Annotated in this window: 10 protein-coding genes and 3 pseudogenes; 6 read left to right on the top strand and 7 right to left on the bottom strand. The window is 54.1% G+C overall.

The window, feature by feature from the left end; all coding sequences use genetic code 11:
* Window positions 1-15: 15 nt before the first annotated feature.
* The gene (locus tag DM813_RS04265; protein WP_241653133.1) at window positions 16-3,210 is read right to left on the bottom strand and encodes an adenylate/guanylate cyclase domain-containing protein; all 3,195 of its coding nucleotides are present in this window, start codon (window positions 3,208-3,210) and stop codon (window positions 16-18) included.
* A 123-nt stretch (window positions 3,211-3,333) separates the two neighbouring features.
* Window positions 3,334-3,474 (bottom strand): annotated as a pseudogene (locus DM813_RS28905) (double zinc ribbon domain-containing protein); the annotation flags it as partial.
* 782 nt (window positions 3,475-4,256) lie between these two features.
* Here DM813_RS28905 and DM813_RS04260 point away from each other — a divergent pair.
* Window positions 4,257-5,588, top strand: a complete 1,332-nt coding sequence (locus tag DM813_RS04260) for an MFS transporter (protein ID WP_128322189.1) — start codon at window positions 4,257-4,259, stop codon at window positions 5,586-5,588.
* 193 nt (window positions 5,589-5,781) lie between these two features.
* Window positions 5,782-6,238 (top strand): annotated as a pseudogene (locus DM813_RS04255) (pyridoxal-phosphate dependent enzyme); the annotation flags it as partial.
* A 102-nt stretch (window positions 6,239-6,340) separates the two neighbouring features.
* Here the strand turns inward: DM813_RS04255 and DM813_RS04250 are convergent.
* Window positions 6,341-6,751: a response regulator gene (locus DM813_RS04250; RefSeq protein ID WP_164897206.1), complete on the bottom strand. Its 411-nt coding sequence runs from the start codon at window positions 6,749-6,751 to the stop codon at window positions 6,341-6,343.
* Between the two features lie 1,134 nt (window positions 6,752-7,885).
* On the opposite strand from DM813_RS04250, the gene DM813_RS04235 reads away from it, so the two are divergent.
* Complete coding sequence (locus DM813_RS04235; protein WP_128322187.1) at window positions 7,886-8,257, top strand: NUDIX hydrolase; 372 nt, start codon at window positions 7,886-7,888, stop codon at window positions 8,255-8,257.
* Window positions 8,258-8,459: 202 nt separating this feature from the next.
* Here DM813_RS04235 and DM813_RS04230 read toward each other — a convergent pair whose 3' ends face one another.
* Window positions 8,460-9,383, bottom strand: coding sequence for a Kiwa anti-phage protein KwaB-like domain-containing protein (locus tag DM813_RS04230; protein WP_128322186.1), 924 nt, complete (start codon window positions 9,381-9,383; stop codon window positions 8,460-8,462).
* Window positions 9,384-9,386: 3 nt separating this feature from the next.
* Window positions 9,387-9,965 carry a hypothetical protein gene (locus DM813_RS04225; protein WP_128322185.1) on the bottom strand — a complete coding sequence of 193 codons (579 nt, stop codon included), beginning with the start codon at window positions 9,963-9,965 and terminating at the stop codon, window positions 9,387-9,389.
* Between the two features lie 660 nt (window positions 9,966-10,625).
* Here DM813_RS04225 and DM813_RS04215 point away from each other — a divergent pair.
* From DM813_RS04215 to DM813_RS28770, 3 genes are all read left to right on the top strand, one after another.
* Window positions 10,626-10,820 carry a hypothetical protein gene (locus DM813_RS04215; RefSeq protein ID WP_128322184.1) on the top strand — a complete coding sequence of 65 codons (195 nt, stop codon included), beginning with the start codon at window positions 10,626-10,628 and terminating at the stop codon, window positions 10,818-10,820.
* 586 nt (window positions 10,821-11,406) lie between these two features.
* The gene (locus DM813_RS04210; RefSeq protein ID WP_128322183.1) at window positions 11,407-11,976 is read left to right on the top strand and encodes a hypothetical protein; all 570 of its coding nucleotides are present in this window, start codon (window positions 11,407-11,409) and stop codon (window positions 11,974-11,976) included.
* A gap of 325 nt (window positions 11,977-12,301) precedes the next feature.
* Window positions 12,302-12,427, top strand: coding sequence for a hypothetical protein (locus DM813_RS28770; protein ID WP_277750101.1), 126 nt, complete (start codon window positions 12,302-12,304; stop codon window positions 12,425-12,427).
* A 203-nt stretch (window positions 12,428-12,630) separates the two neighbouring features.
* On the opposite strand, the gene DM813_RS04205 is transcribed toward DM813_RS28770, so the two are convergent.
* A complete protein-coding gene (locus DM813_RS04205; RefSeq protein ID WP_128322182.1) occupies window positions 12,631-13,506 on the bottom strand; it encodes a hypothetical protein in 876 nt (291 codons plus the stop codon).
* Window positions 13,507-14,098: 592 nt separating this feature from the next.
* Window positions 14,099-14,707, bottom strand: a pseudogene (locus tag DM813_RS28595) (histidine phosphatase family protein); the annotation flags it as partial.
* Between the last annotated feature and the right edge of the window lie 59 nt (window positions 14,708-14,766).

Here is a 14,766-nt window from a genome sequence, read left to right as displayed (position 1 = left end):
AGCACCATGCGTCATCTATTTTTCGTCCCCCGTTTGATGCCATGCATCGAGCAACGCCTTGGCTTGTAGCAAATCAACGCTGTCGAAGCCTTCGGTGAAAAAGCTGTAAATCTCGGCCAGCATTTGCCTGGCCGTCTCCTTGTCTCGTGCTGCCCATAGCTGAGAAAGGCTCACTGTGGCGCGTAGCTCAAGTGACTTTGCCCCTTGTTGTCGAGCGATTGAAATCGCCTTGTGAAAGCAAGCTTCCGCTTCTTGCCGCACGGAAGAATCCTGTCGGTCTTCTCTCGAACATTGCAGGGTAAGAGCTCCCTTGAGGCGATACAGCTCTGCTTCGTAAAAGTGCTCGCCTGTTCTGTTCACCATAGCCAGAGCCTCGGTCACGGCATCCAATCCTGCCTGCGGTTGTCCGACACGCTTGTGCGTTGTGGCCAGCAGGGCCAGAAAATAAGAACATCCAAGCTCTGCTCCGGCTGCTTGGTAAGTGGCGATACCTTTGGTTATTTGAGCGATTCCTTCGTCAACATTTCCCTGCTCGGCGCGAGCCCAACCTTGGAGAATAGTCCCCCAAGCCAAATAGAACGGAAACCCACGCTCAAGGGAAAGCTCGATGACGGCATCAGCACACTCTTCGGCGAGTTTTACGTCGTGCCGAAACTGCCCTATTGCTGACGTTGCAGTTAAAGTGAAGGCCAAGCTGAACGGGTGGAAAATCTTCTTGGCCAGAACCAGGGCATCCAGGCTGCGCGTGCTTGCCTGATCGGGGAACCCTAAGAACCAAAGACTCCAGGCTGAAAATGTCAGGGTGTAGCCCGGATCCATGCCGTAGGTAATGGCATGTGTGTTATGCCGGTCTGAGTTGTAGAGGGCGCACGCCCGCTCTTGCTGTTCATGGGCATTTTTGAGATTCCCCTGGAAAAGCAATGTCGAACCGAGTGCAGCATGGGCTTCCACGAGCAAGTCTGGATCTTGCGCAATTTGCGCAATATTGAGCATCCGTTCAGCCAGTTCGCATGCAGTTGAGTATTGGGCACGCAAAGTGTAATAAGTGCGCAGCCCCAGCAGCGCAGGGAAAAGCTGTGAGTCGTCTCCTACTTGCGCGCACAGCGCCAGTGCGCGGGTGTAGGTGGTCGCAACCTCGGGTGCAGCATAGCCGCGCCCGGCCATCAACGCCGGCCCCAGGGTGAGTAGCAATGTCAGTTCCTTATGAGCACGCGAGGGCGTGTCAGGCAAATGCTCGAGCAGTTCCAGTGCCGCGCTGAGGTGACGCATGGCATCGAGATTGGCGGAGTGCTGGAGAGCTTGTTGTCCGGTACGGTGCAGATATTCCACGGCTTTTGGGACATTGCCGCTTAGCTTGTAGTGGTGCGCCAGTTCGCCGCAGTAATCCGCGATGCGAGTGGGGAACAGCGCCTCGATGGCCTGCGCCGTGCGCTCGTGTAGCGCGCTACGCCGCTCTGTGAGTAGCGAGTGCCCCGCGACTTCCTGGGTCAGCGCATGCTTGAATGAATACTCCACCTCCGGAAAGGCGGGCCGCTGGTAGATGAACTCCGCTGCCTCCAGTCGGGCGAGCAGATCACACAAATCGTCGTTCATCCGAGCGTCCTGCCCATCACAGATGCACTGGATCAAACTGAATGGAAACTCTTTGCCGATAACGGCGAGGGACTGCAGCAACTCCTTCTCCGCAACAGGGAGGCGGTCGATGCGGGCGGCGAGTACGCCTTGCACAGTTGTGGGAATATGCAACGCAGTTGGAGTTTGCTCGATTCGATATTGACCGGGTTTACCGAGCAGCAAGTTCTCCTCGACCAGCGTTTGCACCACCTCCTCCATGAAGAACGCGTTGCCCTCCGTTTTATCCAAGATGAGCTGTTTGAGGGGGGCGAGGGTGGGATCGTCCCCAAGCAAGGTCGCGAGCAGTGCCTGTGCTTCGGCCGGGCCCAGCGGATCGAGCCGCAGTTGGCTGCAATGCTCTGCGCGCGCCCACACAGGCTGATACTCGGGCCGGTAGTTCACGAGGAGTAGGATCGGTGAGCTCGCCAAGTTGTCGATTAAGTAGGCAAGGAAGGCATCAGTTTCGCAGTCCAGCCATTGCAAGTCCTCGAACAACAGCTCGATCGGTTGATTGCGGCTCTCGCGCGCGAGCAGTTGAGTGATCGCCTCGAAGGTGCGATCGCGCCGGATCTGAGGATCCATTTCCGCGAGCACAGAACTGCGTTCGCCGATACCCAACAGATAGAGCAGGTAGGGGACGAGATCCTCGAAGCTTCGCTCGAGCGTAAGGGTTTTGCCCATGACCTTTTCCCGGCACCGCCGCTCGTCGTCCTGGGCGGTGATCTGGAAATAGTTGTTCAGCAGCTCGATGAGCGGGAAATAGGTAAAGGCCTTGCCGTGCGACACCGAGAAAGTCTCCAGCACCAAACAGCCGCGACGCGAGCGCTCCTTGAATTCATGAAACAGTCGGGACTTCCCGACTCCGGCCTCGCCTACTACCGCTAAGACCTTTCCGTGGCCCGCTTTGGACTGCTCGAGCGCCCGATGCAGATGGTCGAGCTCGACTTGGCGGCCGACGAACCTGGCAAGCCCGCGATGTGCCGACAGTTGCAGGCGCGAGCGCAGCGCGCCGAGACCCTGCACTTCGTACACAAAGAGGGGCTCGGGAATGCCTTTGACCTGGGCGGCTCCCAGAGCCTTGAATTCGAAATAACCCTCCGCCAGCTTGTAGGTCGGCTCGCTCACCAGGATCGAAGAGGGTGCGGCGATTCCCTCCATCCGGGATGCAATGTGGATTGTGTTCCCGACCGGGTCGTAATCGGTGTGCAAATCGTCCGTGCGGATTGAGCGCACGACAACCTCTCCGGTATGGATGCCGACGCGAATTTGCAGCGAAACGCCTTTCTCCAAGCGAATGCGGTCGCCATGTCGGCGTATCGCCTGCTGCATGCGCAGTGCCGCATACAGCGCCCGTTGCGGATGATCCTCATGGGCGATGGGGGCTCCGAACAGCGCGAGTATGCCATCGCCCAGCGTCTTGGCCACATAGCCTTCGTAGTGGTGGACGGCTTCCATCATCAGCGTGACAACGGGTTCGATCAGGCGGTGAGCCTCTTCCGGATCGAGGTCGTGGATCAACGCCGTGGAACCGGCCATGTCGGCAAACAGTGCCGTGACGGTTTTACGCTCACCGGCGGTCTCACCCCGGGCTTCCATGGCTGCCTGTTCGGTGCGGATGCGCTCGGCAAGGTGGTGGGGCGTGTAATGAATGGGCGCTGGAGAGGGCTCTGAAACAGGCCAGGGGCGAGGTGATGGAGCAGAAGGCGCATCGGTCAGTGGCGCGCCGCATTCACTGCAGAATTTGGCAGAAAGGCTTGCCTCGTAGCCACAGCGCGGACAACTGCGAGACAGCCTGGAGCCGCACGCTTCACAGAAGCTAGCCCCGGACGGATTCTCGAATCCACAGTATGCGCAGCCCATACGACCTCTTCGCTTGCCTGGCCCCACCGGGGGGGGCGAAGGCGCGCTCAGCATGCTGAATAACGGCTCAAGTTATCTTGATCGAAATGAGGTGTGATGCATAGGTTCACGTGGGCTTTTGCGTGATGGGAAATGTTTCTCGAGAGGATAGGAGCAGCACCACAGTCATCCTTTTGACCGAAAATTCGTGCCCCAAAGGCGTCGGTTAGACATGGCTACACATAAACACTTGCTGCGCTACCGTGATTGAGTTGTCGCTGCTTCGGGTCAATGAGGCCCGGCTAAAATCTTGTTTTGTGGTGCAGCGGCACGCTGGTCGAAAAACTGACTAATTGAAACGCTCTTGCGTATTCGAGTGTCAGCGTGCTGAGAGGCTTTCGCAAATCTCGGTAGGATAGAGTTGGTTGGATGTCGCCATAATTCGAGTTCGCGCCGACGATGGTGAAGCGGCTGAATCCAGATAAAGTCAGGGGCGAGCACCTGCCTTTCAGCTTCACTGCGAGTTAGGGAGTCCAAGTACTTTACCGAACGGGCAAGCTCGACAAAGTCCGAGTCCATGCAGGGTTGAAGCTCTCGTCTGAGACTAACCGGATTTTTAACCCCATGCTCCAAGCCGGGTCGTAATGATAGCTGCCGAATGAGCCGGGTAACCATTCATCCTATTTTTTTGTAACGAAAGCTTGCTGAAAGCTTGTAATGAAATTCTGCCGACATGTCTCTCGAACCGCATCGAGAGGTTCTGCCGAAGAGCAGCCAATTCCAATTACAAGAGAGCGGCTTCCATGAACAAGCAATCGAATGATGAGATTGAAAAGTCGACAATGCGCAAGCTGGGGTTTCGCCTGATTCCCTTCCTCGTGCTCTGTTATTTCATCGCCTACATTGATCGTGTAAACATCGGCTTCGCCGCCCTCACCATGAACCAGGACATTGGCTTGACGGCCAGTGCCTTCGGATTCGGCGCAACACTGTTCTTCGTCGCGTATGTCCTCTGCGAAATGCCCAGCAACATGGCCATGGAACGTTTTGGCGCCCGTCGCTGGATCGCGCGGATCATGATTACCTGGGGTATCGTCGGTTTTTGCTCGGCATTCGCGGTCGGGCCAATCTCCTACTCTGTTTCCCGCTTCCTCCTGGGCGCGGCGGAAGCCGGCTTCTTTCCAGGCGTCATCCTCTACCTCTCGCAATGCATCCCCAAAGCGTACATGGCTCGCATCATTGCGATTTTCATGGTGGCTATTCCTCTGTCTAACTTCATCGGCTCGCCATTGTCGGCACTGCTGTTGAAGTTGGATGGTCTGGCAGACTTCGCCGGTTGGCAGTGGCTGTTGATGCTGGAAGCAATTCCTGCAGTTCTCCTGGGATTGTTGGCATTGAAGGTACTGCCTAATCGGCCGAGCGAAGCCAAATGGCTGACTCAAACGGAGCAGGATTGGCTGAGTGGACAGTTGACTAAAGAGCGGGCTGCACGCGAAACCGGTACCCAAAAACACCCTCATAGCGTGAGCGGGATGCTCAAAGCGGTGTTCACCAACAAGTACATATGGGTGCTGTCGGTGATCTATATGGGCAGTTCGGCAACCAGCAACACCCTCTCGTTGTGGATGCCACAGATTCTGAAATCCTTCCACCTGTCCAACATGCAAACCGGCCTGTTGAACATGATCCCTTTCGGCATCGCCGCCGCCTTCATGATTTTCTGGGGCATGCGTGCGGACAAAAGCGGAGAGCGGATTAAAGCCACAGCCATTCCTCTTGCCATCACTGCAGTGAGTTTCGCCGCCACGCTGTTCACTGACTCCCTGACCATTACGCTGGTACTTCTGACGCTCGTACTGATGGGCAATTATGCGATCAAGGGGCCGTTCTGGGCACTGTGCTCCGAAACCCTGCCACCGGCGACCTTGGCCACCGGGATCGCGGCGATCAATACCTTTGCCCACCTCGGCACTGGTGCCATGAGTTCCGTCATTGGTGTGTTGCGCGACCAGACCGGTAGCTTCCCTATGGCACTCATGCCGCTCTGCGCGCTGACCGCTACCGGTTCGTTACTGGTGTTCCTAATCGGCAAACAGAACCGTCGTGCAGCGCAAGCTGCTGCTGTTAGTAGCTAACTTATCCGCCCTGGTGGGTATATAGCCGCTAGCTACAGATATTGACTCCCTAGTTTCTGCTCATCTCAGAAACGCTTTCGCCGTAGCCACGCGCCGCTCCAGTTTTGGGGCGGCGTGCTCGTTAGGAGAATCAGTCTTACACGGGGACAGACAGACGATTCTGGCTCCAATGATCACGCTGATGACGGCCTTAGCACGCTATCTTTTGGTAGGCGGTGGCGGTTTGATCGCCGGCATCGCGGCTTACGTCAAATACTTGCGGCCAGAGGTGCGCATCATTGACGTCGAGTCGGAACCTTCAGCCTGTTTGTACGCAGCCCTACAGGCTGATGATCGAGTGGTGCTGCCAAGCGTGGGCACCTTTGCCGATGGAGTGGCGGTCGCACAGATCGGCGCGCACGGATTGGAGGTGTGTAGGTTTTGCGTCGATGAGGTACTGACTGTAAGTAAAGATGAGCTTTGCATTGCGATGAAGAATATCTACGACTGAGCCTTCTGGCGCTCTGGCCGTCGCCGGCATCAAGAGATACGTTGCGCAAACAGGTGTGCAGGATCAGACCATGATCGCCATCGACTCGGGTGCCAATATCAATTTTGACTCTTTACGGCATGTGGCCGAACGCGCCGCAATCAGCGAGGCTTCAGCGTAATGGTGGATTCTAAAGCAGAGCTTCAGCACATAGCCGATTCGGGAATACGGAGGCAGAGCATCATCCAAAGCGTAATCAATCGCCTCACAATCTGGCCCAGACTCAAGTCTTACGGATGGGGTGATCAGGCTGCAGGAGGGACGCCACCGCCATCACCAGATCGTCCAGTGACCAGGGCTTGTGCAGATAGATCGTATGGACGGGTAAGTCGCTTGGATCGATCAAATAACCGGACGTGAGTATGGAGGCGATCCACGGGAGACGACTCTGGATCATCTCAATAAACTCCATCCCTTGTATCTGCCCTGGTAGCGCATGATCCACGATCACAAGCGGGCAGTAGAAAGTGTTTTGCAAAAAGTACGTCAGCGCGTCGTCTGCAGCCTCAAAAGCCAGAGACTGGGCGCCAATCTCGGATAGGATGTCCGTCATCAGTGCTCGAAGGGTGGGATCATCCTCAATAATGATCACGATACCTTCGATTGGCAGCATTCCTTCCCAGTTCACATTCACGCGCCTTGTCCTTGAAGGTCAGGTTTTGCCTCATCGAAGAGACAGCATAGGCGACCCAGATGGCTGTTTCTAGGACTGGATGACTTCCCGCTGAGGAGTTCCATCTCACATCAGCTTGTTACAAAACTACGAATCATTCCTAGGCCGTTTTACTTTTAATCATAAACTGATGAAGATTATTTGCTGCAGTGGCATATGGCCGCTAATAGTGATGAGGTGTGAGGAGAGGGTGTACAGATGATTTCGAGATTTGTTGTTGTCCCAGCAATCCCGTAAGAAACGGGATCAATGCGCATCGGAATGAGCTTCTGCAAGAATGCGCCCATAGGGTTCGACATCTACGACAACGAAGAGAAACAACGGCTAGTGACTACCTATCAAGCCCGAGAAGTAGCGGAGGAGGAGTGTCAGCGATTGAATCTGGCGCGCCTTTAAACGCACTTCCAAACGAGAATCCACGACTGCGCTTTGGGCATTCATCACCCTCAAAAAGGCATCCGGTGCCTGGTCTTCCGCAACGACTGGATCAGAAACTCAAGGGCATGCGACCTGTACCACTCTGACGTGGATGCTCGGCATTCAGGTGCGAACAAACAGCCTCTGCCTCGACCCTGGCCTGGAACACACCGTGTTTGCTAACAGAGCCTCCCTCGACTAGATCCACAACCCGATACTGCTTGATGCCATCATCCATCCTGGTTGTTTCTATGACCCTGAATCTTGAATGCATGGTGCGTTCCCTGCTGAAACTGGTGCTTTAGGAGTAGCGGTATCACTCCATGATTTCAACTCATTGTGCGGGACTGAGCTGAGACAATTTATGACAGGGCGCAATGATTCTCTGCGCGAGGACAGAGACTTCGCGGGAGGAGAGAGGTTTGGGTGTGTTCAAATGTAAGTGGCCGACGAACACACCTTCCTGCCTCATCGCTTCGGAGGATGGACGTCGTTGCTAGGCACGCACACGCACACACCTCCGGCAGCGCGAACTACTTTTCAGCTAACAGGTTAGCCGTCAAGTGTTGGCATCAAAAATGCGTTTCTAATTGTGACTATTTGATGTCAGCGCAGTCTTATCACTAGGTAGTTCCATGACGCCTACCAAGACTTAAGTGCACGGTAATGGAGGTGAACATGAAGGCCAGAGCCACAGTGATATGCCGCAAGAATGATCATGTCCTCTATGTGCGCAAGCCGAAATCCAAATGGGTACTACCTGGCGGCAAGATAGAGTTAGGCGAAACACCTGCTGAGGCCGCCGTGCGTGAGCTTGAAGAGGAAACAGGACTGGTTGCTGACGACCTAATCTATCTCGCACGCTTTGAGAAGGACGACACCACCCACTTCGTTTTCATGACCGCACTCCAGCGTGGTGAGAAGCCGTCTCCGAAAAATGAGATTGCCGCGTGCAAGTGGAGCCACTGGAAGCGGTTTCGCGATGTTGAGTCGAGCCCTGTAACGAAGGCAATCGTGAAAACGTTCGCTGACTTCCAATCGATTCACTGAGCCTCCTTTGAGGTCGCTCCTTCGGGCCAATGGGCCCGGCTCGCTGATCGAACACATTTATCCAAAGTCGTAGTGAAATATCAAAACGACGCTGGTAATGTCCTGGCCACGTTCGCCAAACCATTAAGGGATGGAGGCGAAAATAGAAGCCCTGGAGCCGCGAACCTCCGGGGCTTTGTTTTTACTTCCCGGTCGCAACTTCTCATGCGATTGGATTAGCCGAGGGTACGTCAAAGTCGTGCCCGGTCAGCTCAGAATGAAGTCGGTGATTCAACAGCACTTGAATGATTGCACGCACCGACTCGACGGATGGGACAATCTTGCCATTGTCGTCGAATACGATATTCCACTGCCGCTCATGGTTAACTAGACGCAGTTTTTCCATGAAGGCGGCGTCGTTGTAGTACGCACGCTCCTGTACCACCGCCATCCTGCGCAAGTGCATGGTGTTGCTGCCTACATGGTCAACCAAGACAGCCATGTCAGAGAAGATGGCCTGAAATCCTGCGTCAGCCCGTAGCTCAGTGAACGATGTGACATAGGTTTGCTTGTACTCCAGGATTGATTCGAAGTTGCCTTTGTTGGTGACCAAAATGTCGGTATTGAGAACGAAGAAATCAAACCGTTTGGGAATGACGAACGCCTCATCACCTGCTAGGTCGAGCTGGTTGCGGTTGAGCACCAGGTTGAGAACATGTGCGCGTTTTTTTACCTTCCAGTCGTTTCCGAGACGGCATATGCAATGGAGTGTGTCCATGCCGATAGTCAGGCGAACTAGATAGCCTAGGCTACCTTCCAGATCCGATATGGCCTCAATAAGGTGCTCCTCGGGCGGATTGCTGACGAGATCTTCCAACTGCGGGAAAATCGTCTCATCGGATTCAAGATACAGGCAGGAACTCTCGTTAATCGTTGCTATGAGGCTGTAATCATCAACCTCAGTGCACCGATCGATCCATTGTCGGGCAATTCGCTTGAGTTCAATCTCCAGTTCTGGCGTTGCAACAACCGAGGATGCTCGAAATTTGGCCGTTTTGCTGGAGCTCTTTTTGAACGCCCAAACGCTCACTGCAGCGTTTACCAGATCTAGGCCTCGTAGCCTGTGCAACGCATCAACTGCAGCCATCACTTACTCCTTTTTTGTGAGAACGTAGATTCCATGGATGACACAGGAGCTTAATTTGTCCCCTGGGTAAACCTTTGTCTTCGCGAGCGCAATCACGCTGCGCTCTTTGCCGGACGTAATCACCTCCAGCTCATGTAGCTGCCAGCCGATTGCCAATAGCAGTGGATTCATGAGGATCTGTCCAGATCTATAAGTGATGAGAAACATCCAAATCAGGAACACAAGAAAGCCGTAGAACTTGCCATCGCTGCCTAGGTCAAGGCCCATGAACGAGACAACGTAGGGAAAGACGTAATTGATGAGGTCATTGGGAACAGTTTTAGCTTCCTTGACCATTAACTCATGGTCGGCTGGCAAGCTTTTGAGCACCCAAGTGAAGAAAGCGAGGCTGATCAGGCAAATGATGAATAGGGTCAGCGAGCGACCTGGGTTCATCAGGACGGGCAGGGTGCAATCGTGAAGCGACCAGCAGATTGATTGCTTCCAAGTAGCATCAGAGACATCTTGGAGCAGCAAAATCACGCTCAGCGGGAAGTAGGAGCCTAGGAATAGGAATATAGCCGGAAGGATCTTTACCTTCATTTCGCCCGCTCCTTGGTGTGCTGATCATTGACGCTCAGTTGCCTACTATGGCGCTGTGCCATCGAAAAGGAAATCTAAGAATCATTGTTCCAATGCCTGGCCAGTTGAGCACGCTACTCCCGGTTAATTTGCGCGTATGGGCCAGTGAATCCCTTCGGCCTACCCATAGCCAAGCTGCGGGGTGATGTAAATGGAGGGATCGCTCCTTCGGGCCAATGGGCCCGGCTCACGCTGTCAGCCGAGCATCTCCTTGATGATGGACGCAACGTTCCTAGCATCGTCGATTCCTCGGTGATAGGTACCCCGCCAAATCAGGCCCAACGACTCTACGGTTTGCTTAAGTGATTTAGGCCGATCGTCATATAAGCCTGCATGCCATTTCCTGGCATTGAAATGCGGCAAGCCTTCGAGCAGGGAAGGGCACCTAGCTAAGCCGGCATCGCGCTCAAGCTGTCTTGCATCGTAGTCTCCCCATGATGCCCAGGCCGCGTCGAGGGAAAGTGCAATGAACGCTCGTACCTTTTTCCCAACCTTCTTAATAGATTCGAGCAAAGTGTTGCAATCACCTTGCTGGGCGTAGGCTCAGAGTAGTGAAGAGTTTTGTGGGAGAAGGAAGATGCCCAGTAAAGTAAACTGAGGATACTTTTTTGGGGACTTGCGATGAACCTCACCGACGCAACGATTGTGCTGCTCCTGGCCGCACGCATACATGGCACAGACGAAGCTGTCAGAGCCTCTGCAAAAAGCGTGGTAAAGAAACTGCCACGAGGTAAGCGCGATCTCATTTACAAGGTGATCGAGGCACAAAGCCCACTCGCGCTAGTGGAGTTTTTAGCGGAGCATCTGGATGACTGACGGCTTCAATATCTGCTGGTCGTCATTTTCCGCTATGGTGGACGTGGCTCACGACAGCCGCGCTCCAAAGGGCACCCCCCCATGAACATTGAAAGGTAGCCCGCCGCATGTGCAGGATTTGTCATTAAATCTGCTACTCCTCATTTCCTACAAATTTCAGAATCTGCACGGCCAAGGATCTGGCCTGGCTGCCAGTGAGATCTAATGTTTTATCGTCCACCGATATCGATGTCATGAAATCGCTCGTTACGCTCACAAAAACAGTGTTGTAGTGCTGTGGGCGCCTCATATTCACGAACTCCCTCTCTCGTAAATGCGGCTTAGTGAAAAACGATATTCCAAGCTGAAAGTCCGATTCAGCAGGCGACGTTAAGAATTTGCTTGGCGGCATTTTCTGAGTCATACGAGTTGACTCCTCGCGAAATCGCATGGTTACCAGATTAAACGGTGCAAATACTGGGAGCGTGAGGAGGGGTGAAGTTTTTTTGTCAGCCATCAATAGTTTCGGAAAAAATGCGCCCGGAGCTAAAGTTTCTAAAAAGCGCACCGTTTATAATTACAGGTATAAATTTTTTGTGAGTATTTTATGAGTAGTCCCCTTGGAAATGCTGTTGCAGAGTTGAAGTTCGAACGCGATTTTACTTGCTGGCGCGGCCGAGAGTTCGATGAGTTCTATCAGTGCAGCGTGACGGGTATTGATGGAGGAGCAGTCAGGATCGAACTCGACTCCATTGGGTTTGAAGTCAGCGCCGATGTGGCTGAGGCAATCGCTTTTTCGCTGTCAGAAGCAGCGACAGTTGTTAAGAACACTGACATTGAGACAATGACGGGAGCGCGCCGCGAAGAGTGCCTACTTCCTAGAAAGTACCGCTTAGCTCACGGTCGCTGGTTGTTCAGTGCGACCGGAGTGGTTCATGTTAGTAACGCGAGTGATGGGCTTCTGGATGAAGGCTGTTGCGGAGACACACGGGTCACGGTTCGAACGATTGAGGAGGGTGGTTTTGAACTTGAGTTTGAATGGATGGGCTACTCGTTCTCCCCAGTTGATGCCGCATGGCTCCAGGGAAAACTGCTGGAAGCCAGCCAGCAGGATTCTATCTCATATCCTAGAGCACGCCTGCTTGAACCAGGGTGCCCGGTTTTAAACCTGCGGTGAGCTTAGTTGGGCGGAAATGGTACGGGCCGCCCCCCTGACATTGGCCATTAACTGTGGCCGCTGATGCGGAATGCCCCATCTGCTGACGCCACTCTGCGCCATTGTTCCCTAAATGCCTCATTGGTGCAGATTCGCGATACAGCAGCCTGTGAAACCTCGGCCGATGGGTCAAATCGCCGTCGGCGGTGACTGTCATGGGTAAGCTTCCCTCCACACATCAGCTTTGTTAGGCCAGGCGTTGCGAGCTGTGGCAGGTTGTTGGGTTGGAGGAATACAACATGTACTCGCTGCAGCCGAGCTCGTACTGACTGTTCAAGGAAACAGCATGACCAATGCAAGCGGAGCGCGCAGGCGTGAAGGAGGGACGCCCGGCGGGGCCAAGACACGACGTGGCTCGGTGCGCGACAGCCGCCCCTGGTGGGGCACGCCCAAGAACGCCCTGTCTGACTAGAGGGATTTCAACATTCGATGAAGGTTCTGATACTCCATGTAGATAAGGGCAATGGGATCCATCCTGGCATAAACCGGTTATTCGGATTTAGGTGTGGAAACTCGCATAGGGCACAAGGTGAGAAAACCAGATTACTTTGTGTAATCCGGTCGTGCGTTTCTATCGGGTGCTTGTAACCGGCGCAGGTATTTCTCACGCCCGGATCATTGATTGTTCTTGCCTGCGTTTGGATCGAAGTTAAACACCGTGCGCACAACGACGTTATACATGCGCTCCATCTGGCGCTGGTTTTCCTCTGGGGTATCCGCCGTAAACGGGTTGTTCTCATAGAACTTGAGAAATTCAGCATACAACTGCAATGCAGCTTTGGCATTGGCCCGGTACGCAGGGGAATTATAGGCTGGCTTTTGTGCTGGCTTGAGCATCTCCTCTGGTATCAGAGGGCGATTCTGATCGACGAACATGCGTTTGAGAGGGTCTTTTGGCTTTTCAACCACGTTGACCTCAGGCTTAGCTGCCTGCACAGGAGCTGCCTGAACTGGAGCTGTTTGAGCTGGAGCTGCCTGCACAGGGGCTACTCGCAGGGCAGCGCAAGTTTCCGGGTGATGATTTGAAACCATCCGGTAGGTCTGGGCCTTAACCGCTACCTTGTACTTTGCACCACACCCGGCACAGGTGCGCTCAAAAGCAATATTGGCCAGGTGCTCCGAGGCTACTCGGGCAAACCTCTGGTCTGACACCGTCTCACCGTACCTCACGGGGTTTACGAGTACAGACTCCAGAAATTGCTGGTTCTGCATACAGCCAACTTCGGCGGCCCTTCTACCAATTGCAGCGGCTATTTGCTCATACATTGCTGCACGATAGGCATCGACCGAAACTTTGCTATTGGGGTTGTGGTCGTTATGAGGGCCTTCATCGAGCTGAAACCGGTCGAAAAATGCCCGGCACTCCAACACAGCCTGATGAGCAGCATCGAAGTACCGCTGGGGTCTCATAGGAAGAGCCTTTCGATTTTCAAAAAGGCGAACAGCCAGGATCTTCTCTTCGAGATAACTGGTGAACTCGTTGTAGTTCATAGCACGTCCTTGAGAGTGAGCTCAGGTTACCTGGAGCCTGATGCAGGGTAGCAAGTTCATTTAAGACGCTTTTCCCGTGTCAGCGTGGGTCTTCAGCGTTTTGTTCATCGACGAGTTCATCTAACCCACCTCAACCCCGGAATTCCAATCAAATGGTTCCGGAGAACCTACGCAATATCGTGGATTTGCCATACTGCACCTCCCCACTCGAAATACTACATTAGGGATAGGCTGCCACTACACACAGAAATCCGAATAGCCCATAAACCTCATCCCACGATTTTTGACCCACCTTGGTCATGACTTGCCCCCGCGATGTCCTCTCTAAGTGCCTGGCTTAGCTCTCTCCCTGAGAGGAGGTATTTTCTTCAGCGCTACCACCCTCGGACGAACTAGCAACTTCTCTCGCAGCTTTCAGTCTTTGCTCAGCGTACATAGCCGAATCATCATCTAGGTGCGGATAGCCTGCAACTGACAGAGCCTCGGCGCGCGCCTCAACGAGCAGCCGCTTCGGATCACGAACCGCTTGGTAAGCTCTGCCTGGTACGCGTCGAGTTACTTCCAATCGCGGCTCCTCAGGGGCTGACGGGCTGACTCTCCAAGCTGGATCGTCTGAATGCATCGATAACATGTAGCCGCAACAGTTAGGCACGTGGTTGGTAATTTCATACTCACGCCAGTCCGCCATGGCTCGCAAATCAATGACCAGCGGCTTACGGTCGATCAGCCAAGCTACGGCGTTGATGAACTGCCCGTGCGAAAATACCGCGATGTTTTGGGCGGGATGCTTTGCAAGCTGATCTAGGAAGGACTGAGCTCTGCATATGAAGTCCAAGAACGGCTCGGCGCCTGCACCATCCGAAAACGCGGGGTCTGACTTGGCCCAATATGCCTCCACCCAATCTCGCCTCTGGGCAACTGTAGTGTTGGCACACCGCGCTGGTTCAAGGTAGGTGAATTCGTGGATGGGCCAGATCTCAAACGGGGTAGTAGGGAAGGCAGCGACGGTCGCCATCGCGGTTGCCTGCGCTCGAGAGAACGGAGAGGTAACTATGAGATCAGGAGCATGGTTGAACGACCGGGCCACCAAGTGCGCTTGTTCGACACCCGTCATTGTGAGGGGAATGCTCGCGTGATCCAGAGTGGCTTCGCCTGCGTTGGCGGCACTTTCGCCATGACGGATCAGCCTGACATGCTTCATTAACCAGATACCTGCCCAGTGGCCATCACACGTAAAGCGAGTATACCTTCGCGCTCTGG

Origin of the sequence: Pseudomonas alkylphenolica (genome assembly GCF_004025535.1) — a bacterium.
GTDB lineage: Bacteria > Pseudomonadota > Gammaproteobacteria > Pseudomonadales > Pseudomonadaceae > Aquipseudomonas > Aquipseudomonas alkylphenolica_A.
This window is presented reverse-complemented; position numbering and strand designations above follow the sequence as displayed.